Annotated in this window: 19 protein-coding genes; 15 read left to right on the plus strand and 4 right to left on the minus strand. The window is 60.9% G+C overall.

Features of this window, described 5'->3' with window-relative positions; translation table 11 throughout:
• Positions 1-101: 101 nt before the first annotated feature.
• The 3 genes from kdpC to KGA97_RS11385 all read left to right on the plus strand — a co-directional run bounded on the left by kdpC (position 102) and on the right by KGA97_RS11385 (position 4,190).
• Positions 102-647, plus strand: a complete 546-nt coding sequence (gene kdpC, locus KGA97_RS11375) for a potassium-transporting ATPase subunit KdpC (RefSeq protein ID WP_008027289.1) — start codon at positions 102-104, stop codon at positions 645-647.
• A gap of 130 nt (positions 648-777) precedes the next feature.
• Positions 778-3,435 (plus strand): sensor histidine kinase, encoded by a 2,658-nt coding sequence (locus KGA97_RS11380; protein WP_223480795.1) that lies wholly within the window; start codon positions 778-780, stop codon positions 3,433-3,435.
• Positions 3,436-3,491: 56 nt separating this feature from the next.
• Positions 3,492-4,190, plus strand: a complete 699-nt coding sequence (locus KGA97_RS11385; protein ID WP_192226570.1) for a response regulator — start codon at positions 3,492-3,494, stop codon at positions 4,188-4,190.
• A gap of 142 nt (positions 4,191-4,332) precedes the next feature.
• Here KGA97_RS11385 and KGA97_RS11390 read toward each other — a convergent pair whose 3' ends face one another.
• On the minus strand, positions 4,333-5,373 hold the full coding sequence (locus KGA97_RS11390) for a patatin-like phospholipase family protein (protein ID WP_008042183.1): 1,041 nt from the start codon (positions 5,371-5,373) through the stop codon (positions 4,333-4,335).
• A 222-nt stretch (positions 5,374-5,595) separates the two neighbouring features.
• On the opposite strand from KGA97_RS11390, the gene KGA97_RS11395 reads away from it, so the two are divergent.
• From KGA97_RS11395 to KGA97_RS11405, 3 genes are all read left to right on the plus strand, one after another.
• Positions 5,596-5,874: a hypothetical protein gene (locus KGA97_RS11395; RefSeq protein WP_008027298.1), complete on the plus strand. Its 279-nt coding sequence runs from the start codon at positions 5,596-5,598 to the stop codon at positions 5,872-5,874.
• 95 nt (positions 5,875-5,969) lie between these two features.
• Complete coding sequence (locus KGA97_RS11400; protein ID WP_008042184.1) at positions 5,970-6,728, plus strand: CHAD domain-containing protein; 759 nt, start codon at positions 5,970-5,972, stop codon at positions 6,726-6,728.
• Positions 6,729-6,991: 263 nt separating this feature from the next.
• Positions 6,992-7,789 carry an acyl-CoA thioesterase gene (locus tag KGA97_RS11405; protein WP_192226186.1) on the plus strand — a complete coding sequence of 266 codons (798 nt, stop codon included), beginning with the start codon at positions 6,992-6,994 and terminating at the stop codon, positions 7,787-7,789.
• Here the strand turns inward: KGA97_RS11405 and KGA97_RS11410 are convergent, their stop codons facing one another.
• A complete protein-coding gene (locus KGA97_RS11410) occupies positions 7,790-8,155 on the minus strand; it encodes an Mpo1-like protein (RefSeq protein ID WP_008027303.1) in 366 nt (121 codons plus the stop codon).
• Positions 8,156-8,359: 204 nt separating this feature from the next.
• Positions 8,360-9,841 (minus strand): methyl-accepting chemotaxis protein, encoded by a 1,482-nt coding sequence (locus KGA97_RS11415; protein WP_008027306.1) that lies wholly within the window; start codon positions 9,839-9,841, stop codon positions 8,360-8,362.
• Positions 9,842-10,020: 179 nt separating this feature from the next.
• On the opposite strand from KGA97_RS11415, the gene KGA97_RS11420 reads away from it, so the two are divergent.
• The 8 genes from KGA97_RS11420 to KGA97_RS11455 all read left to right on the plus strand — a co-directional run bounded on the left by KGA97_RS11420 (position 10,021) and on the right by KGA97_RS11455 (position 16,611).
• Positions 10,021-10,551: a hypothetical protein gene (locus tag KGA97_RS11420; RefSeq protein WP_008042186.1), complete on the plus strand. Its 531-nt coding sequence runs from the start codon at positions 10,021-10,023 to the stop codon at positions 10,549-10,551.
• A 67-nt stretch (positions 10,552-10,618) separates the two neighbouring features.
• Entirely contained in the window at positions 10,619-10,810 is a 192-nt protein-coding gene (locus KGA97_RS11425) for a PLDc N-terminal domain-containing protein (RefSeq protein ID WP_008042187.1), read from the plus strand.
• 231 nt (positions 10,811-11,041) lie between these two features.
• The gene (gene speE / locus KGA97_RS11430; RefSeq protein ID WP_008027310.1) at positions 11,042-11,917 is read left to right on the plus strand and encodes a polyamine aminopropyltransferase; all 876 of its coding nucleotides are present in this window, start codon (positions 11,042-11,044) and stop codon (positions 11,915-11,917) included.
• 218 nt (positions 11,918-12,135) lie between these two features.
• Positions 12,136-12,369: a hypothetical protein gene (locus KGA97_RS11435; protein WP_008042188.1), complete on the plus strand. Its 234-nt coding sequence runs from the start codon at positions 12,136-12,138 to the stop codon at positions 12,367-12,369.
• Positions 12,370-12,588: 219 nt separating this feature from the next.
• Positions 12,589-12,930, plus strand: coding sequence for a ribonuclease E inhibitor RraB (locus tag KGA97_RS11440; RefSeq protein WP_008027314.1), 342 nt, complete (start codon positions 12,589-12,591; stop codon positions 12,928-12,930).
• A 496-nt stretch (positions 12,931-13,426) separates the two neighbouring features.
• Positions 13,427-14,836, plus strand: coding sequence for a circularly permuted type 2 ATP-grasp protein (locus tag KGA97_RS11445; protein ID WP_223452049.1), 1,410 nt, complete (start codon positions 13,427-13,429; stop codon positions 14,834-14,836).
• Between the two features lie 12 nt (positions 14,837-14,848).
• The gene (locus KGA97_RS11450; protein ID WP_008042189.1) at positions 14,849-15,799 is read left to right on the plus strand and encodes an alpha-E domain-containing protein; all 951 of its coding nucleotides are present in this window, start codon (positions 14,849-14,851) and stop codon (positions 15,797-15,799) included.
• The gene (locus tag KGA97_RS11455; protein ID WP_223480796.1) at positions 15,796-16,611 is read left to right on the plus strand and encodes a transglutaminase N-terminal domain-containing protein; all 816 of its coding nucleotides are present in this window, start codon (positions 15,796-15,798) and stop codon (positions 16,609-16,611) included. Before KGA97_RS11450 ends, KGA97_RS11455 begins: the two co-directional genes overlap by 4 nt.
• A gap of 120 nt (positions 16,612-16,731) precedes the next feature.
• Here the strand turns inward: KGA97_RS11455 and KGA97_RS11460 are convergent, their stop codons facing one another.
• A complete protein-coding gene (locus KGA97_RS11460; RefSeq protein ID WP_223480805.1) occupies positions 16,732-17,553 on the minus strand; it encodes a c-type cytochrome in 822 nt (273 codons plus the stop codon).
• 591 nt (positions 17,554-18,144) lie between these two features.
• Here KGA97_RS11460 and KGA97_RS11465 point away from each other — a divergent pair.
• Complete coding sequence (locus KGA97_RS11465; protein WP_008042192.1) at positions 18,145-19,350, plus strand: acetyl-CoA C-acetyltransferase; 1,206 nt, start codon at positions 18,145-18,147, stop codon at positions 19,348-19,350.
• Positions 19,351-19,353: the final 3 nt, after the last annotated feature.

The following is a 19,353-nucleotide window of genomic DNA, read 5'->3' on the forward strand; positions in this document are numbered from 1 at the left end:
GTGTGACACCGCCCTGTAGGAGCGAAGCTTGCTCGCGAAGAATGCACCACGGTTCATCTATATGAACACCGAATCTGTTCACCGAATTCGAGGATTTTGAAATGTCCACAATGATACGTCCGGCCCTGAGCCTGCTGGTCCTGATGACCCTGATCACCGGCGTCGCTTACCCGTTGGTGGTCACTGGCGTCGCGCAGGTCGCGTTCCCGGATCAGGCCAATGGCAGCCTCGTGCGTGACGCCGACGGCAAAGTCCGCGGCTCTTCGCTGATTGCCCAGGATTTCACCGGTGACGCGTGGTTCCATCCGCGCCCGTCGGCCGGTGCTTTCGCCACGGTATCGAGCAGCGCCAGCAACCTGTCGCCAAGCAATCCCGCGCTGGCCACTCGGGTGATCGACGATGCCAATAAACTGCTGGTGCCAGGCCAGGGGCCGGTGCCGTTGGCGCTGTTGACCACTTCTGGCAGCGGGCTTGATCCGCACTTGCCACCAGCGGCGATTGCCTATCAACTGGCGCGTGTTGCGGCGACGCGGAATCTGCCGGTGTCTACGCTTCAGAATCTGCTGGCCGCGCACATCGAACAGCCGTTGGTAGGCCCGCCGGTGGTGAATGTGTTGGCGCTGAATATGGCGCTGGAAAAGTTGTAAATCGGTGGCGCTGCCAATCGCTAGCAGGCTAGCTCCCACATGGAATGCATACCCCCTGTGGGAGCTAGCCTGCTAGCGATGGCGATAGAACAATCACCACATCAACACCTGAAAAAAGAGAACTTCAAGCATGAGCGACTCCGGCCGCGCCGACGCGCTGTTAGCAGACCTGCCCCGCGATGGCCGTGGCCGGCTCAAGGTTTTCCTCGGTGCCGCGCCCGGTGTCGGCAAGACCTACGCCATGCTGCAAGCGGCCCACACCCAACTGCGCCAGGGCGTAAAAGTCATCGCCGGCGTGGTCGAAACCCACGGCCGTGCCGAAACCGAAGCGCTGCTCGGCGGCTTGCCGCAGCAACCGCTGGTGCGCTCGGAATACCGTGGCGTGATGCTCGAAGAAATGGACCTCGACGGCCTGCTCGCGGCCAAACCGAAACTGGTGCTGGTCGACGAACTGGCCCACAGCAACGCGCCCGGCAGTCGTCACGCCAAGCGCTGGCAAGACATTCAGGAATTGCTCGCCGCCGGCATCGACGTCTTCACCACGGTCAACGTCCAGCACCTGGAAAGCCTCAACGACCAGGTGCGCGGCATCACCGGTGTGCAGGTCCGCGAAACCTTGCCGGACTGGGTGCTGCAAGAAGCCTATGAACTGCTGCTGATCGACTTGCCGCCACGCGAGCTGCTCGAACGACTGCGCGACGGCAAGGTCTACGTGCCGGAGCAGGCGCGGGCGGCCATCGATGCGTTTTTCACCCAGACCAACCTCACCGCCCTGCGCGAATTGGCGATGCAGACGGCAGCGGCTCAGGTCGATAACGATCTGGCGCAAGGGTATCGCCAGCTCGGCCAGGCGGCACCTGCTGTACGCGGTCGGCTGCTGGTCGGTGTCGATGGCGATGCTCAGGCCGAACGCCTGGTGCGTCACGCCAGTCGTGTCGCCCAGCGCCGGCATTTGCCGTGGAGCCTGGTGCACGTGGACAACGGCAGCGTGCGCGACGAGCAATCGCGCCTGCGTCTGCAAAGTGCCCAGCAACTGGCCGAACGTCTCGGTGGCGAAGTGGTGTTGTTGCGTGCCGGCGAAGTTGCGAAAACCCTGATCCAGCACGCCGCCGAACGCCGTGCCAGCCTGGTGTTGGTCGGTCAGTCCCGGCAGCGTTTGCGTCGGCGCCTGTTCGGCGGTGGTCTGGCCTCACGCTTGCTGCGCGATGCACGTGGACTGGAAATCAACGTCCTCGACAGCGATCACGAACAGCATCAGCCGCGCCAGCGTTCGGCGCAGTCACTGGTGTGGTTCGACTATGCGCTGGCGCTGGTCGCAACCGTGCTCGCCAGCGCACTGGCCTGGGCCGTGGCGAGTGTCTTGCCGCTGCCGAACATCTCGCTGGTGTTCCTCGCCGCCGTGTTGCTGGTGGCGGTGCGCAGCAGCCTCGGCCCGGCGCTGGCCTGTGCGGCGCTGTCGTTTCTGACCTACGATTTTCTGTTCATTCCGCCGAATTTTTCCTTCAGCATCCAGCGCGAAGAAGACGTACTGACGCTGCTGTTTTTCCTGCTGATGGCTGCGCTCACCGGCAACCTCGCCGCGCGCCAGCGCCGGCAATTGCAGGCGTTGCGCGATACGCAGGAAGAGACCACCGAACTGCTCGACCTGTCGCGCAAACTCACCGCCGCCACCGACCGCCAGGCCGTGGTCAGCGCCGCCGCGCAGCATCTCAACGGCTGGAAAGACGTGCAGCTGTGCCTGCTTAATCGCGACGGTCAGGCGGGCTGGAAAGTCGAAACCGGTGGCCCCCTGGAATTCACCGAAGCCGAACGCGCCGCCGCCGATTGGGCCTGGCAACACGATCAACCGGCGGGCGCGGGCACCGGCACGTTGCCGTTCGGGCGTTGGTGGTGGTGGCCGCTTTCGGTGGAAGACGGGCCGCTGGCGTTGCTCGGCGTCTGTGCCAAAGAAGGGCAGACCTTGAGCGGTCAGCGTCGACGTTTGTTGACCGCGCTCAGTCAGCCGCTGGCCCAGGCGCTGGCACGCGCACAACTGGCCGAAGACCTGGAAGCGGCGCGGCTGCACGGCGAAACCGAGCAACTGCGCAGTGCCTTGCTGGCCTCGGTGTCTCACGATCTGCGCACGCCGCTGACCTCCATGCGCGGCAGCATCGACAGCCTGTTGGCGCTCGGCGAAGCCATCCCGCTGGAGGATCGTCGCGAACTGCTCGAAGGCACGCGCGATGAAGCCGAGCGCCTCGATCGCTACATTCAAAACCTGCTGGACATGACCCGCCTCGGTCACGGTGCGCTGAAGCTCGCGCGGGACTGGGTGTCACCGGCCGACATCGTTGGCAGTTCGCTCAATCGCCTGCGTGCGGTGCTGGCACCGTTGCAGGTCAGCACCGATGTGCCCGCGCAACTGCCGCTGCTGTTCGTTCACGCCGCGCTGATCGAGCAGGCGCTGGTCAACGTGCTGGAAAACGCCGCACGGTTTTCACCGGTGCATGGGCGTTTGCAATTGCGCGCTGGCGTGGATGAAAACGAGCTGTTCTTTTCGGTCAGAGATGAAGGCCCGGGCATTCCGGAGGAGGAGCGGGCGAAGATTTTCGACATGTTCTACACCGCCGCACGCGGTGATCGTGGCGGGCAGGGGACCGGGCTGGGGCTGGCGATCTGTCAGGGCATGGTCGGCGCACACGGCGGGCGCATCAGCGTCGATGACGGCATCGACGGGCGCGGCACCTGCATCACCCTTCACTTGCCCTTGCAGGAACAACCTACCTTTGAAATCGAGAGCGGACAGTGAGCACTGAAAGTGAAGCCTGATACCCTTTGGACATCTCCATGCCGCGACCGGAAACCATGAGCCAGACCGCGACCATTTTGGTCATCGACGACGAACCGCAGATCCGCAAGTTCCTGCGCATCAGCCTCGCCTCCCAAGGCTACAAAGTGCTGGAGGCCGGCACCGGCACCGAAGGCCTGGCGCAAGCCGCATTGAACAAACCCGATTTGCTGGTGCTCGACCTCGGCCTGCCGGACATGGACGGCCAGCAAGTGCTGCGCGAGTTCCGTGAGTGGTCGACGGTGCCAGTGCTGGTGCTGTCGGTGCGCGCCGGTGAAGGTCAGAAGGTCGAAGCGCTGGATGGCGGGGCCAATGACTACGTGACCAAGCCGTTCGGTATCCAGGAATTTCTGGCGCGGGTGCGTGCCCTGTTGCGTCAGGCGCCGGTGGGCGAGGCGCAACAAGCGGCGTTGACGTTCGGCCCATTGACGGTGGATCTGGCGTATCGCCGGGTGCTGCTCGAAGGCGTCGAAGTGGCGTTGACCCGCAAGGAATACGCAGTGCTGGCGCAACTGGCGCGGCATCCGGGAAGGGTCATCACCCAGCAGCAATTGCTCAAGGATATCTGGGGGCCGACCCATACCGAAGACAGTCACTATCTGCGGATTGTGGTGGGGCATTTGCGGCAGAAGCTGGCGGATGATCCGACGCAGCCACGGTTTATCGTGACCGAGGCGGGGGTTGGGTATCGGTTGTTGAGTGAGGGTGGGGTTTAGTTTTTTGTGTTGGATGATCCGGTCCCATCGCCGGCAAGCCGGCTCCTACAGGGACCAGAGTCGTTTGCAAATCTTGTGATCACCTCAACCTTTGTAGGAGCTGGCTTGCCGGCGATGAGGCCCTCACATTCACCCGAGACCCTCAGGAATCCCGCTCATTCTCATACCGATCCAAGGTGTCCCGCGCAATCTCGCGCCCCAGCGCGATCAACTCCGGGGCCTTGTAAAACTCGAAGAACCGGCACACCCGCTTCGGCACGTTGATCAGAATATCCGGCGGATAGCCGGCGATCTTGTACTGCGCCAACGACGTCTGCATCACCTCGAAACTCTGGTTGATCAAATCCAGCAAGGACGCCGGTCCCACGTTGTCGATGATGAATGAACCGGTGGCCGACTTCGGCGCACCGTCGCGTTCAGGGGCGGCTGCCGGTTGCTGGGCTTCGGGTTCGGCGGACTCGACCCAGGGATTGATCTCGGCCGCCTCGGCCATCAACGCTTCCTTTTCCAGCAACAGCAATTGTTCTGCCTGTTTGCGGCGGAACGGCATTTTCGAACCCAGCGAGTTGATCAGGCTGTCGAACCGGGTCCTGAACGCGGCAGGGCGCTGGATCACCGGCAATTGATAGTGACGCTGGTTGGTGGAGTTGAGGTTGACCGCGATGATCAGGTCGCAATGGCTCGACACCACGGGCACGATCGGCAAAGGGTTGAGGATGCCGCCGTCCACCAGCATGCGATTGCCTTGCATCACCGGGGTGAACAGGCTCGGGATGGCCGCCGAGGCGCGCATCGCCTGGTGCAGACAACCTTCCTGAAACCAGATTTCCTGCTGGTTGGTCAGGTCGGTGGCCACCGCCGTGTAGGGGATGCGCAAGTCTTCGATATTGATTTCGCCGACGATCTTGCGGATCTGCCCGAAGACCTTCTCGCCGCGAATCGCCCCCAGCCGAAAACTGACGTCCACCAGGCGCAACACGTCGAGGTAATCCAGGCTTTCGATCCAGTTACGGTATTCGTCCAGTTTGCCGGCGGCATAAATCCCGCCGACCACCGCACCCATCGAACAGCCGGCAATGCAGGAGATGTCGTAGCCACGCCGTTCGATCTCTTCAATGACCCCGATATGGGCATATCCTCGGGCCCCACCTGAGCCCAGCACCAGTGCGACGCGCTTTTTCATGAATCGCCCTCGTCTGACAAGGTTCAACAATGCACCCATCGAGGGGCGCGCTTCAATCGTCAAGGTCGCTTGGCAGGGTGAAGGCGTCGTTTTTTCGACACTCCATGGCGGCAGATGGTTATTCTCCCGAGCGCTATAGTTTCGGCGGCGGGAGCAAGGCACTTTTCACGCGCCGGACCGTCTTACGTGCACGACTGTTTTCCTATTGTTGAGGTGTGAGTGATGAAAGCCTGGATCTGTGTGCCCTTGATTGCGCTGGCACTCGCCGGTTGTGCCGGCAAAACCGCTTACCGTGACAGCTGCGGTAACGGGCTCGATGCAGCGTGGCGTGAGCTGGACCTGGCCAAGGCCGAAGGTTTTGCCGGCACCGTCAGCTACTCCAAGGCCCTGTCGTTGCTGACCGGCGCCAAGACCCAGCAGCAATTCGAAGCGTTCGAAGGCTGCGCCAGGAAAGCCGAGAAGGCGCGCTTTTATATTCGTGAGTCACGCGCTGGCCGTTAAACAAGGCGCTAATCTGTAGGAGCCGGCTTGCTGGTGAAGGCGTCATCACGGCTGCCATCGCCAGCAAGCCGGCTCCTACAATTGGAGTCAATCACATGATTAATCGGTTGGTGGCTCAAGTTCTGGGCCTGGAAGTCCGTTTGCTGGCCTGTCAGGCCCGGTTGAATGCCCGCACCGATCCAGAAGCGTTGCACGATCTGCGCACCACGGTTCGCCGTTTGCGCAGCCTGCTGCGACCATTGCGTGGCTTGCCCGGTGTCGAGCAACTGGAAGCGGCAGCATCGGCCGTGGGGCAATTGACCACGCCGTTGCGCGATCGCGAAGTGCTGGCGGCGTATTTGCTCGAGCACGATCAACCCGAGGCGGCGCAACGGCGCATGGCGCAGATGGCCGAGGCTTACCCGGCGGTTGCGGCGAGTCCTGAGCTGTTGCAGTTGCTGATGATCCTTGACGCCTTTCCGCGCTTTATACGCGCCTCGCAGCGTCAGGGTTTGCTCAAGGGCTTGCGTCAACGGATCGAGAAACGCCTGGCCAAACAATGGAAGAAACTCGACCAGGCACTGCACGATCCCGCCCATGATCGCCATCGCCTGCGCTTGCTGATCAAGCGCGTGCGTTATGGCATCGAGGCGTATCCCGAGCTGGATCGCTTGCCGAAACCGGCGCTGCCCAGATTGAAGTCGGCCCAGGCCGCGTTGGGCGATTGGCACGATTGCTGGCAATGGCTGGCCCGGGCCGAACAGGAAGCCGATTTGCAGCCTTGCGTGGCGGTCTGGAAAACCACCATGGCCCAGGCCGAGGGACGCGCGGACCGTGTGCTCGACAAACTAAGTGCCACCTGTTTCAAATCCTGAAACCACCATGGATGACTTGATCACTAATTGGCTGGACAACACAGAACCTTGTGGGAGCGAGCCTGCTCGCGATCGCGGTAAATCAGCAGCATCAATGTCGGATGTTGTACCGCTATCGCGAGCAGGCTCGCTCCCACATGGGTTCGGTGTGGAGCCGAGCCATGCGCGGCCCATCTGTCCGTACTTTTGGCCGGAATAAGCGCTGTGCCGTTTTAGCTGGCTGGTTAAGATCTCTTTATTCCTTTTCTGCCCTTGAGGTTTCCATGCGCTTTTCCGATCTGCTCGACGCCGTCCGCAGCCAGCCGCTGGAGCTGTCTATTCCGGCCGAATGGGCGCAGGGTCGCGCCAGTTTTGGTGGCCTGGTGGCCGCCTTGCAATACGAAGCCATGCGCGCGAAGGTGCCGGCGGATCGTCCTGTACGTTCGCTGGCGATCACCTTTGTCGGGCCGGTCGAGCCTGAAGTGCCGGTCAGTTTTGAGGTCGACGTTCTGCGCGAAGGCAAGGCGGTCAGCCAAGTACTGGGTCGGGCGATGCAGAAGGGCCAGGTGGTGACACTCATCCAGGGCAGCTTCGGCGCTTCGCGACCGTCCGAAGTGGCGGTAACAGCCACGCCGGCTCCCGAAATGAAGCACTGGGACGATTGCCAGGAGCTGCCATTTATCAAAGGCGTACTGCCGGAATTCATGCGCCATCTGGCGATGCGCTGGAGTGTTGGCGGCCTGCCGTTCACCGGCAATAAATCCCGCGAGATGGGCGGTTGGGTGCGCTTGCGCGGGGATGTGAAGGAAGAGGCGGTCAGTGAGGCGCATATTCTGGCGCTGGTGGACGCCTGGCCCCCATCCTTGATGCCGCACCTGACGAAACCGGCGATGGGCAGCACGCTGACCTGGACAATCGAATTCGTCCAGCCGGTGCTGGAATTGAGCACGCTGGACTGGTGCAAATACCTCGTTGAAATCGAACATGCCGCTGACGGCTACGGTCACGCGGCGGCGCAGCTGTGGAACGCAGAAGATCAGTTGATTGCCATGAGCCGGCAGACGGTGACGGTTTTCGCCTGATCAGTGACGACGGTGGCGCTCACGCCAGGCGCGCCACCAGCCGCCGCTGAGGAAAAACCGTGGAAAGGTCAGGAACTGCTCGACCAGCAGGCGTGACACCGCGTCTTTGCGATCACTGAACGGCTCGGAGGCTTGCGCCTCCAGGCTGTGACCGTGGCGCTGCAGGCCCAATGCCGCGAGCAGGCCGATGACGCCAATCGCGAAATTCGCAAAGCTCAGGCTGAACACCCCGCAAACCAGCAGCAGAAACGCCACGATGAACAGCGGTACGGCAATCAGGTGCAACACCAGATTGGCCGGGTGCTGGTGATTGTCCGGGTAAGCGCGCCATTGCCAGGCGGGAAGGTTGGGGTGACGTTTGCCCATGATGCTGATCCTCGATCCATGTTGAACACATGATTGAAGAATAGGCGCGGCATGGGCGGGCGGCGAATCAAGGATGGCTATCGGAGTGATAGGTGTTCATGTTCGGAATTGATGTTGCTCACACAGACGTCTTCGCGGGCAAGCCTCGCTCCTACAAAGGCTGCGCACGACTTGTAGGAGCGAGGCTTGCCCGCGAAGAGGCCCTTAAAGTTTCAACTGACCTATAGCCTTACTCAGTTCCCCGGCCAGCGCCGCCAACTCATTACTGGTCGTCGCCGAGTCCACGGTCTGCTTCACGGTGTTCTCGGTCACATCGCGAATACTCACCACCGCCCGATTCATCTCTTCCGCCACTTGGCTCTGCTGTTCCGCCGCCACGGCGATCTGGGTATTGCTTTCGCGCATCTGCGCCACTGCGCTGGTTATTTCGGCCAGTGCGGCGCCAGCCTCTTGCGCCTGTTGCACGCAATCGTCAGCCTTGAACGAGCTTTCCTGCATGAAATCCACCGCGTCCCGCGTTCCGGCCTGCAACGCCGAAACCATGAGGGTGATCTCGTCGGTCGAGGTCTGCACGCTTTTGGCCAGGTTGCGCACTTCATCGGCGACCACGGCAAAACCACGACCCATTTCCCCGGCCCGGGCTGCTTCAATCGCCGCATTCAGCGCCAGCAGATTGGTTTGCTCGGCGATGCTGTGGATCACATTGACCACGCCGTTGATCTTCTGGCTGTCTTCGGCCAGACGCTGAATCATCTCGGCCGTCTGCTGGACGCCAGTGGACAACCCGGCAATCGACTTCTGCACGCGGCTGACCACTTCCTGGCCGCTGCCAGCCAGGGTGTCGGCGGTTTTCGAAAGGTCGCGGGTGGCACCGGCGTGCTGGGCGATGTGGTAGACGGTGGCGGTCATTTCGTTGATCGCCGTAGCGGCCTGATCGGTCTCGCTTTGCTGACCGAGCATGCCGTGGCGCACTTCGTTCATGCTCGATGCCAGCCGAGCGGCACCGTCATCCAGTTGTCGTGCGGTGCTGGCGACGGTGTTGACCACCCGTTGGTAACCGGCCTGCATCGCGTTGAACGCACCGGCCATCTGCCCGACTTCGTCCGTGCAGGCCAGCGGCACACGGGCCGAGAGGTCGCCGGTTTTTTCGACGTGGAGCATGACGTCTTTCAACGTATTGAGCTGGCTGAGCAGAAAGCGGATCAACAATTGCGACGCACCGAGCATCGCCAGCATCAGGATGAACACCGCCACGGCGTAGTTGGCGAAACGTTCTTCGAACACCTGGCTCAGGCTCGGGCCATAGGCAATCACGGCGATGTGTTGGCCGTCGGCACGCGCGAACACTTCGGCGCCCATCAACGGGTTTTCGCCGAACAGCGGCATCGAGTTGATCTCGACCCAGCCGTTGCTGTCCGTCAGTTCCAGCACGGGTTGATCGTTGAGCAACGGCGCGTGCCCGCGACTGAACGTCAGCAGGTTGTCGGCCTTGGGCAGCGCTTGCCCGGCCGGCCAGGCGCCGAGCAGGCGTGCCTGTGCCTGGGCGGACACTTTGGATGCGTGACTGCGGGCCTGTTGTTCGAGCTGTACGGCATACAGCACCAACAACAGGGTCGTGACGAAGGCGACAGCGTTGACCGCCCAAAATTTATATTTCAGCGAGATGTTGCTAAGCCAGGCACCCATGGAGGTCTTCTCTGATAGCGGAAACAGTATTGGCAAGGTGCCAGCATTGTGCCGCGGCCCCGTGCGCCGGATCTTGATATGGGTCAACATTCCCGGTCACGCTCGCGCACAGGAACTGCGGGACGTAATGCGCTATCCTTCGCGCCTTCAAAATTCCCTCGCTACAGGATTCCGCCCCCATGAAAGCCGCACTCGTCGAACTCATCAGCAAAATCAGCTCCGGGTGCATGAGCGAAGACGAAATCCTCAAAGTCGCCGACGAAGCGGCCCAGGCCTACGCCGATCCAGAGGCTTTTCTGACAGCCAATCCGGACATTAACTACGACGACACCTTCCCGATTCCGTTGGGCGAGTGGGTCGTCGTCGGCAGCCTGCCGGAAACCGTGCTGTTCCAGGCTGACACCTATATGGACCTGTTCGCGCAGATCGTCGCTTCGTTTGGCCCGGGCGTGGATTTCAACATCAAACCCAAGCAACTGGCCAAGACCGAAGCGCTGACCGCGCTCAATCGCATCCAGGTGCAAATGGGCAGCATGAACAAGGAAAACGGCGGTTATACGCTGATGAATTTCAGCCAGTTGCTCGACGACGAGCTGCAAGTGGTGCTGGTGTACGGCAACGATGTACCGCGTGTGCTCGAGCTGTGCGCCGAGGTCGGCATTGCTGCCGCGCCTTCCCTGGAAGCCCTGAAAGTCGCCATCCACGTTTGATGGCATGAAACGAAACCCCTGGGGCCGACTATCCTGAGAGGGCACACAACGCTTAGGGAGCGACACCATGGGTTCCACGTTCAACGGCCTGGTGGGCCTTATCATCCTTGTCCTGGACATCTGGGCAATCATCAACGTGCTGAAAAGTGGCGCCGACACCGGGATGAAAATCATCTGGGTCCTGCTGATCCTGCTGCTGCCGGTCCTGGGCCTGATCATCTGGGCCATCGCCGGGCCAAGGGGCAACGTGCGTATCTGACCCAACGAACACTGCCCCCTGTAGGAGCGAGGCTTGCCCGCGAAGCTTTTGGCGATCTCACGGACGCCTTCGCGGGCAAGCCTCGCTCCTACAGGTATGTGGAGTCAGAAGGTTCGACCTGTCATCTTCCGCGACGTAGAATGCGCGCCTTTCCCGGGCAATCGAGCTGATCGATTGGCCATCATGGGCGGGTAACCGTCCGTTGCCACCGCATTCATCGGAGCACTTCCCATGAGCAACACTCCTACCAGCGATTACCTGGAAACCCTCTACGAAGGCTATGGCCAGCGTTTTCGCATGGAAAAACTGCTGCACGAAGTGCGCACCGAACACCAACACCTGGTGATTTTCGAGAACCCGCGCATGGGCCGCGTCATGGCGCTGGACGGCGTGATCCAGACCACCGAAGCCGACGAATTCATCTACCACGAGATGCTCACCCACGTGCCGATCCTGGCGCACGGCAGCGCCAAGCGCGTGCTGATCATCGGCGGTGGCGACGGCGGCATGCTGCGTGAAGTGGCCAAACACCGTAACGTCGAGCACATCACCATGGTCGAGATCGACGGCACCGTGGTCGACATGTGCAAGGAGTTCCTGCCGAACCACTCCAAGGGTGCATTCGATGATCCGCGCCTGAACCTGGTGATCGACGACGGCATGCGTTTCGTCGCCACTACCACTGAAAAGTTCGACGTGATCATTTCCGATTCCACCGACCCGATCGGTCCGGGCGAAGTGCTGTTCTCGGAAAACTTCTACCAGGCCTGCCGTCGTTGCCTCAACGAAGGCGGCATCCTGGTGACCCAGAACGGCACGCCGTTCATGCAGATCGAAGAAGTCAAAACCACCGCCGGCCGCCTGCGCAGCCTGTTCCCGGACTGGCACTTCTACCAGGCCGCCGTGCCGACTTACATCGGCGGTTCGATGACTTTTGCCTGGGGCGCGACCAACACCGCTTATCGCAAATTGTCCCGCGAAACCCTGCAACAGCGCTTTGCAGGTAGCGGCATCGTCACCCGCTACTACAATCCGGAAATCCACATCGGCGCGTTCGCCTTGCCGCAATACGTGTTGCAGGCCGTGAACAAGCCAAGCAACGACTAAAGAAATACGCAAAACCCCTGTAGGAGCGAAGCTTGCTCGCGAAAGCGGTGTTTCAGTCGACATTTTTATTGACTGATATGCCGCCTTCACGAGCAAGCTTCGCTCCTACAGGGACCGTGTTTTTCATGCTTGCACGGCGTAATCTGTTTGAACGATCGGTCTGGGTAAAAGTCCAGATGGATGTAAGCCCATTTACGGGTTTGTTCGAGGAGGCAGTGATGCAAAAGTGGAAAATCACTTTCGTGGATGATCACGGTGAAACAGCCAACGAAGTTTTTGAGTGCGACGAATGCCCGGACAACGAGCACGCCGCCAAACTGATCAAGGAACGTCTCCTTCCTGTCGTCGCCGAACTGGATCTGAACGATCTGGAAGGGCGAACTGCTGATGCAAGCGTCAAGAATCTTAAAGCCCAGAACAGCATCCAGATCCTCGGCATTACTCCCGTCTGATACCCCCTCTGGAACACTCGTGAAATAACCAGGCCTTGGCAGCGGCTCCGACTTGGGGCTACTCTGCAAGCGAGATCAGCGAATGGATCGCTAAGGTCTGGTCTTGTCAGCTACATGCTTGTTTCCCATCGGCAATTTGCTTGCCGCAGCGCTCGCACCCTTCGGTTGCCGGCGTCGGGAGTACGGAAAGTCTATCCATCGGTATCAGGAGGACGTTTCATGAGCACAGCCTATCAAGAAGACATCAGCAGCTCGGTTCTGCGCCGCATGAAAGAAGGCGGTTTCGACTTTTCACGTTTCCATCCCATCGAGTTCTACGCCATTTTCCCGGACGAGGAGCGGGCACGCAGGGCGGCAGGGCATTACTGCGGTGAATCCATGAATGCACAAATCAGCGTGCGCGACGACGGCGCCTGGTCCCTGGAACTGAGCAAAGTGATGTACGCCACCTATGACGGCATCGGCGACTTTGAGCAGGATTTCGAGGCGGTGGTCGAGCCTTTGGGTGGCATCATCGAAGGATGGGGCGTCAAGCAGGAGGTACGAGGGCTACTCGCATAACACTATGAACAGCGACAACATCCACTAACGGCTGACCTTCGGGTTGGCCGTTTTCGTTTGCGCAGAATTCGAGGGCCGATCGCCAGCAAGCCGGCTCCTACAGAAATCCGGTATGCCATAAATCACCGCCCCCTGTAGGAGCCGGCTTGCTGGCGATGGCGTCCTCCCAATCACCGCCAAACCATCGCCCACAAATCCCGAAACAAAAAAAAGCCGCCTGAGCAAGGCGGCTAAAAGGGAAGTTCGGTGAGCATTTCCAGCGAATGCGCGAATTATCCGCATCCCCCTCCGGGCAGTGAAATCAACTCTGACTATGCTGGTGATAGGCGACAGCATTGCTTCGCAATGAAGCGGGGGCGATCAGGTTGGGGCATTTGCCGCACAGGATTGGTGCGGTGTTAATCATGTGAATATCCAACCGATTGATATCAAAGCGTTTCTGCCGATGGCACGGGCCTTGCGAAGGCCTGGATGTCCGGGTGACAAGGAGTACGGCATGATCCGCACCTATTTTGATGAGATGTACGATGCCGGCGGCCAGGTCCGCCCGCATTATCGGGAGTTTGCCCGTTGGCTGGCCGAAACGCCTGACGAGCTTTTGGCACAACGGCGACGCGAGGCCGATCTGCTGTTTCATCGCGCCGGGATTACTTTCACGCTCTACGGGGACGAGCAGGGGACAGAGCGCCTGATTCCCTTCGACACCATTCCGCGCAGCATCCCCGCCAGTGAATGGCGGATCGTCGAACGCGGCTGCATCCAGCGGGTCAAGGCGCTGAACATGTTCCTCGCCGACCTCTATCACGAGCAGCGCATCATCAAGGCCGGCATCATCCCGGCCGAACAAGTGCTGGCCAACGAGCAATACCAGTTGGCGATGCAGGGGCTGGATCTGCACCGGGATATCTATTCCCACATTTCCGGTGTCGACCTGGTGCGCGATGGCGACGGCACGTACTACGTGCTCGAAGACAACCTGCGTACACCCAGCGGCGTGAGCTACATGCTCGAAGACCGCAAGATGATGATGCGCCTGTTCCCCGAGTTGTTCTCGGCCCAGCGCATCGCCCCGATCGATCACTATCCGAACCTGTTGCTAGACACCCTGAAAAGCTCAAGTCCCCTCGATAACCCGAGCGTGGTGGTACTGACGCCGGGTCGCTTCAACAGCGCGTTTTTCGAGCATGCGTTTCTCGCTCGGGAAATGGGCGTGGAGTTGGTGGAAGGCGCGGACCTGTTCGTGCGTGACGACAAGGTGTTCATGCGCACCACGGACGGGCCGAAAGCGGTGGATGTGATCTACCGCCGTCTCGACGATGCATTCCTCGATCCGCTGGCGTTCAATCCGGACTCGATGCTCGGCGTTCCGGGGCTGCTGTCATCGTACCGCTCGGGCAATGTGGTGCTGGCGAATGCCATCGGTACCGGGGTGGCGGACGATAAGTCGGTGTATCCGTTTGTCACCGACATGATCCGTTTCTACCTCGACGAAGAGCCGATCCTGAAGAACGTTCCGACGTTCCAGTGTCGTAATCCCTCCGAACTGTCCCACGTGCTGGCCAATCTTCCAGAACTGGTGGTCAAGGAAACCCAGGGCTCCGGCGGCTACGGAATGTTGGTGGGACCGGCGGCGACGGCGGCGGAAATCGAATCCTTCCGCGAGCGAATCAAGGCCAAGCCCCACGCGTATATCGCGCAACCGACGTTGTCCCTGTCGACCTGCCCGACCTTTGTCGAAAACGGCATCGCCCCACGCCACATCGACCTGCGTCCGTTTGTATTGTCTGGCCGCGAAACCCGGGTTGTGCCCGGCGGTTTGACCCGTGTCGCCCTGCGTGAAGGCTCCCTGGTGGTGAATTCCTCCCAGGGCGGCGGAACCAAGGACACCTGGGTGGTCGAGGATTGAAGGAAGCCTGCCATGTTAAGTAGAACTGCCTCGGATTTGTATTGGATGTCGCGTTACCTGGAGCGGGCGGAAAACCTCGCACGGATGCTCGACATCAGTTATTCGCTGTCGCTGATGCCGCAGGATGGCCGCGGTGACGGTCTGCATGAACTCGCCATGCCGCTGCTGATCACCGGCACCCTGGACGATTACCTCGAACGTCACGGCGAGTTGCATGCCGAACGGCTGCTGCACTTTTTTGCCCTGGACGCGGCCAACCCGGCGAGCATCTACAGCTGCCTCGGTTCGGCACGGGCCAGTGCGCATGCCGTACGGGGGCGAATCACCGCGGACATGTGGGAGAACATCAACGCCACTTGGCTGGAAATTCGCGGTATCGCCGATCAGGGCTTGAGTCGTTACGGCATGAGCCGTTTCTGCGAGTGGATCAAGGAACGTTCCCACCTGTTTCGTGGCGCGTCCTACGGCACGATCATGCGTAACGATGCGTTCCGGTTTATTCGTCTGGGCACCTTTATCGAAAGGGCGGACAACACCTTGCGCCTGCTCGATGCTCGCTACGAAATGGCGGGCGATCAGGCCGAAGCGGTCAGCGACGGTACGGCTCACGCCTATTACCAGTGGAGTGCCTTGTTGCGGGCGTTGTCGTCATTCGAGGCCTACACCGAGATCTACCGCGACGCGCCCGGCGCCCGGCATGTGGCCGAGCTGCTGTTGTTGCGCGCCGATGTCCCGCGATCCCTGCGTGCGTGCACCGAAGAAATCGACCAGATCCTCGCTCAACTGCCGGGGGCCAATGGTCGTCCTGCGCAACGTCTGGCCGCCGAGATGGACGCACGCCTGCGCTACACCGGCATCAACGAAATTCTCGACGAAGGCCTGCACGCCTGGCTGACCGAGTTCATCCCGCTGGTGCGCCAGTTGGGTAACGCCATACACAGTTCCTACCTGGAGGCTGCATGAGACTTTCCATTAGCCACGAAACCACCTATCACTACGAAGATCAGGTGCGGGCGAGCATCCAGTACCTGCGACTGACCCCTCACGACAGCGAGCGCCAGCACGTGCTCAGCTGGCAGCTCGACCTGCCGCGCCCGGTGCGCGCGCAACTCGATCCGTTCGGCAACATCCTGCACGTTCTGACCATGGATGAGCCGCATGAAGCGATCATCATCGGCGCCCGTGGCCAGGTCGACATCGACGAACTGCGTGAAGCCGAGCACGAGAGCCAGTCGGCGCTGCCGTTCCTGCGCTTCACGCGCCTGACCGAGGCCGACGAAGCCTTGCGTGAGTTCGCCGAGAAGGCGTGCAAAAAGCGCCGGGACCGCGCGGCATTGATCGACTTGATGCATGGCCTGAATTCGCACATGACCTACACGCCGGGCTCCACCGAAGTGGACACCAGCGCCGCGCAAGCCTTCGCCGGGCGTTCGGGTGTCTGTCAGGACCACACCCACGCGTTTCTCGCCTGCGCCCGCAGCCTGGGCATTGCGTCGCGTTATGTGTCGGGCTATTTGTACAGCGAGAACAGCGAGCATCTGGCCAGCCACGCGTGGGCGGAAGCCTGGCTGGATGACGCGTGGTACAGCTTTGACGTGACCAATGAACTGGCGCGACCGGAGCGGCATTTGAAACTGGCGGTGGGCCTGGATTACCTGGATGCCTGCCCGGTACGCGGGATGCGTCGGGGCGGCGGGTGCGAGCAGATGCACGCGAAGGTGTTTGTGTCGCCGACGCCGCTGCCGATGCCGGTGATTTCAGTCCAGCAGCAATAGGTCTGTTCGCCGCAAAAACCTGTGGGAGCGAGCCTGCTCGCGATAGCGGTCTGTCTGTCACATTCATGTTGAATGTGCCACCGTCATCGCGAGCAGGCTCGCTCCCACATGGAAATAGTGTCAGGGCTTGGTTTTGCGCCCGGCCATATGCTTCAAATACCCCACCAACATCTCCAGATCCCCATCCGGCAAAACCGCCGCCGAAAACCCCGGCATCTTCGCCTGCGGCCACTGCCGCAAACTCTGCGGATCGCGGATGTAGCGCTTCAAAAAGTCCGCCCCGAAATACTCGGTCGGGTTAAACGGAATGTTCAGATCCGGCCCGAACTGCGCATCCCCGGCACCGTTCAATCGATGACACGCCAGACAGTTCTTCTGGAACAGCGCAAACCCCACATTCACCGGGTCGCCCGCCTTCAGCGCCGGATCCGGCAGCAGGGCAGGGAAGCGCTCGGCCACCGGCGCCATGCGTTTGATGTCAGCCACTTGAAAGGGCCATTGCTCGGGGCTGATATTGCCCGCCTGCGGATCCGTCCACACCAGATAAAACGGCCCGGCACTGGGCTTGTCTGCCGACAGCGCCGGCCACGGTTTGGCCGGGTCTTCAATCGCCAGCCACGCTCGCGCACCTTGGCTGTTGAGCAACGGCGCGGCAGCCAGTTCGGCAGCAAAACCATCCAGTGCCACAGCTTGCAGGTGATCGTCAGGCTTGATGCCGCTCAACAACGCCGCCAGGGGCACGGCGCGATAGCTCATGTCCCGTTTGTAGGAAACGTCGTTGGTAATGGTGATGGTCTGAACCAGAGGATGCTTGAGCAACTCCTCGGTCTGCCAGGTGCGGCTGTGTGCGCCCAGCTCCAGGTTCAGCTGTGCGGCATAAAGGGGCGAGCCGAACAGCAAGGCCCCGAGCAGAATGAGCGTTTTCAACAGATCGCCGTCCATGTCGTGGAAGTGCCGCAAAGGTTGGCACACCCACGCCGGCCCGGGTAGCGAGCCAGTCACATTTTTAAGAGGCGATGGAAACTGTGCGCCGATTTTTTAATAAAGACTCAGCCGATCACCTTCGTCAGGTTCGGCAAAATCAACAGCAACGTAGTAGCGAAAAGAATGAGCCCGGCTTGACGTACTTTCGAATGTTTGAACATGGCTTGACCGCCTTTTTTGTTATTTCCTGATGCCTGCCTGCATATCTCCATGACGGCAGAGCGTTGCACTTCCTGTAAGGCGAGCGCCTCGGCAAAACCCGACGACAACTTCGCATATGTTCACCTTAGGGCCCGCGTCACTCGTGACTTAGATCCCTTTCGTATGGAGCGCGCACTTATTGCTTTAAAAAAGGCATGAGGCCTATTGCCAGCTTCTTTGCCGCCCTTTTGCTAGACATCTCGGTGTCCTGAAACGATCAATCCGGTAGCACACTACCGTCCGTCTGAGCGTGTCCGTCAACGTCAGTGAGCATTGCGGTCATTGAATCGGCGGTGGCTCGGCATAAGGTGAGGGCTCAGTATTTTCACCGCCAGGTTCGAGGACGTCATGACCCAAGCTTTGATTTTCGACGCGTTACGCACGCCCCGTGGCAAGGGCAAGTCCGATGGTGCCTTGCACAGTGTCAAACCGGTGAACCTGGTGGCGGGGTTGCTCAAGGCGCTGCAACAGCGCACGGCGCTGGACACTAGTCAGGTCGATGACGTGGTGTTGGGGTGTGTGACGCCGGTCGGCGATCAAGGTGCGGACATCGCCAAAACGGCCGCACAGGTGGCCGATTGGGACGTCAGCGTCGCGGGCGTGCAGATCAACCGCTTCTGCGCGTCGGGGCTGGAGGCCGTCAACCTCGGGGCGATGAAAGTGCGTTCCGGCTTCGAAGACCTGGTGGTGGTCGGTGGCGTCGAGTCGATGTCACGGGTGCCGATGGGCAGCGATGGCGGCGCCTGGGCGCTGGACCCGGAAACCAATTTGCACAGCCATTTCACCCCGCAAGGCGTCGGCGCCGATCTGATCGCCACCCTCGAAGGCTTCAGCCGCCAGGACGTCGATGCCTACGCGCTGCACTCCCAGCAAAAAGCGGCGCGTGCCCGGGCCGACGGTTCGTTCAGCAAATCGCTGGTGCCGGTGCAGGATCAGAACGGCATCATTTTGCTCGATCACGATGAGTTCATTCGCGCCGACTCCACCCTGGAAGGCTTGGGCAAACTCAAGCCAAGCTTCGAGATGATGGGGCAAATGGGTTTCGACGCCACGGCATTGCGGGTCTACAGCCACGTGGAGCGGATCAACCACGTGCACACGCCGGGCAACAGTTCGGGGATCGTCGATGGCGCGGCGTTGATGCTGATCGGCTCCGAAGCCAAGGGGCGTGCGCTCGGCTTGCAGCCACGGGCGCGGATCGTCGCCACGGCGGTCACCAGCACCGACCCGACGATCATGCTCACCGGCCCGGCGCCGGCCACCCGCAAAGCGCTGGCCAAGGCTGGGCTGCGGGTCGAAGACATCGACCTGTTCGAGGTCAACGAGGCGTTTGCCTCCGTCGTGTTGAAATTCATCAAGGACATGGCCATCGACCCGGACAAGGTCAACGTCAACGGCGGCTCCATCGCCATGGGGCATCCACTGGGTGCTACAGGCTGCGCAATCCTCGGCACGCTGCTCGATGAACTGGAAACCCGGCGCCTGCGCTTTGGCCTCGCGACCCTGTGCGTCGGCGGCGGCATGGGCATTGCCACCATCATCGAACGCCTCTGAGCC

The sequence above is a fragment of the Pseudomonas sp. BF-B-15 genome (genome assembly GCF_019946675.1).
GTDB classification, from domain to species: domain Bacteria; phylum Pseudomonadota; class Gammaproteobacteria; order Pseudomonadales; family Pseudomonadaceae; genus Aquipseudomonas; species Aquipseudomonas migulae.

Excerpts from the sequence above, each read along its gene's own strand:
- speE (WP_008027310.1), top strand. The coding sequence starts at position 11,042 with ATGAGCAACACTCCTACCAGCGATTACCTGGAAACCCTCTACGAAGGC.
- KGA97_RS11380 (WP_223480795.1), top strand. The coding sequence starts at position 778 with ATGAGCGACTCCGGCCGCGCCGACGCGCTGTTAGCAGACCTGCCCCGC.
- KGA97_RS11460 (WP_223480805.1), bottom strand. The coding sequence starts at position 17,553 with ATGGACGGCGATCTGTTGAAAACGCTCATTCTGCTCGGGGCCTTGCTG.
- KGA97_RS11445 (WP_223452049.1), top strand. The coding sequence starts at position 13,427 with ATGATCCGCACCTATTTTGATGAGATGTACGATGCCGGCGGCCAGGTC.
- KGA97_RS11385 (WP_192226570.1), top strand. The coding sequence starts at position 3,492 with ATGAGCCAGACCGCGACCATTTTGGTCATCGACGACGAACCGCAGATC.
- KGA97_RS11420 (WP_008042186.1), top strand. The coding sequence starts at position 10,021 with ATGAAAGCCGCACTCGTCGAACTCATCAGCAAAATCAGCTCCGGGTGC.
- KGA97_RS11465 (WP_008042192.1), top strand. The coding sequence starts at position 18,145 with ATGACCCAAGCTTTGATTTTCGACGCGTTACGCACGCCCCGTGGCAAG.
- KGA97_RS11455 (WP_223480796.1), top strand. The coding sequence starts at position 15,796 with ATGAGACTTTCCATTAGCCACGAAACCACCTATCACTACGAAGATCAG.
- KGA97_RS11400 (WP_008042184.1), top strand. The coding sequence starts at position 5,970 with ATGATTAATCGGTTGGTGGCTCAAGTTCTGGGCCTGGAAGTCCGTTTG.
- KGA97_RS11415 (WP_008027306.1), bottom strand. The coding sequence starts at position 9,841 with ATGGGTGCCTGGCTTAGCAACATCTCGCTGAAATATAAATTTTGGGCG.
- KGA97_RS11440 (WP_008027314.1), top strand. The coding sequence starts at position 12,589 with ATGAGCACAGCCTATCAAGAAGACATCAGCAGCTCGGTTCTGCGCCGC.
- KGA97_RS11425 (WP_008042187.1), top strand. The coding sequence starts at position 10,619 with ATGGGTTCCACGTTCAACGGCCTGGTGGGCCTTATCATCCTTGTCCTG.
- KGA97_RS11395 (WP_008027298.1), top strand. The coding sequence starts at position 5,596 with ATGAAAGCCTGGATCTGTGTGCCCTTGATTGCGCTGGCACTCGCCGGT.
- KGA97_RS11405 (WP_192226186.1), top strand. The coding sequence starts at position 6,992 with ATGCGCTTTTCCGATCTGCTCGACGCCGTCCGCAGCCAGCCGCTGGAG.
- kdpC (WP_008027289.1), top strand. The coding sequence starts at position 102 with ATGTCCACAATGATACGTCCGGCCCTGAGCCTGCTGGTCCTGATGACC.
- KGA97_RS11390 (WP_008042183.1), bottom strand. The coding sequence starts at position 5,373 with ATGAAAAAGCGCGTCGCACTGGTGCTGGGCTCAGGTGGGGCCCGAGGA.
- KGA97_RS11450 (WP_008042189.1), top strand. The coding sequence starts at position 14,849 with ATGTTAAGTAGAACTGCCTCGGATTTGTATTGGATGTCGCGTTACCTG.
- KGA97_RS11410 (WP_008027303.1), bottom strand. The coding sequence starts at position 8,155 with ATGGGCAAACGTCACCCCAACCTTCCCGCCTGGCAATGGCGCGCTTAC.
- KGA97_RS11435 (WP_008042188.1), top strand. The coding sequence starts at position 12,136 with ATGCAAAAGTGGAAAATCACTTTCGTGGATGATCACGGTGAAACAGCC.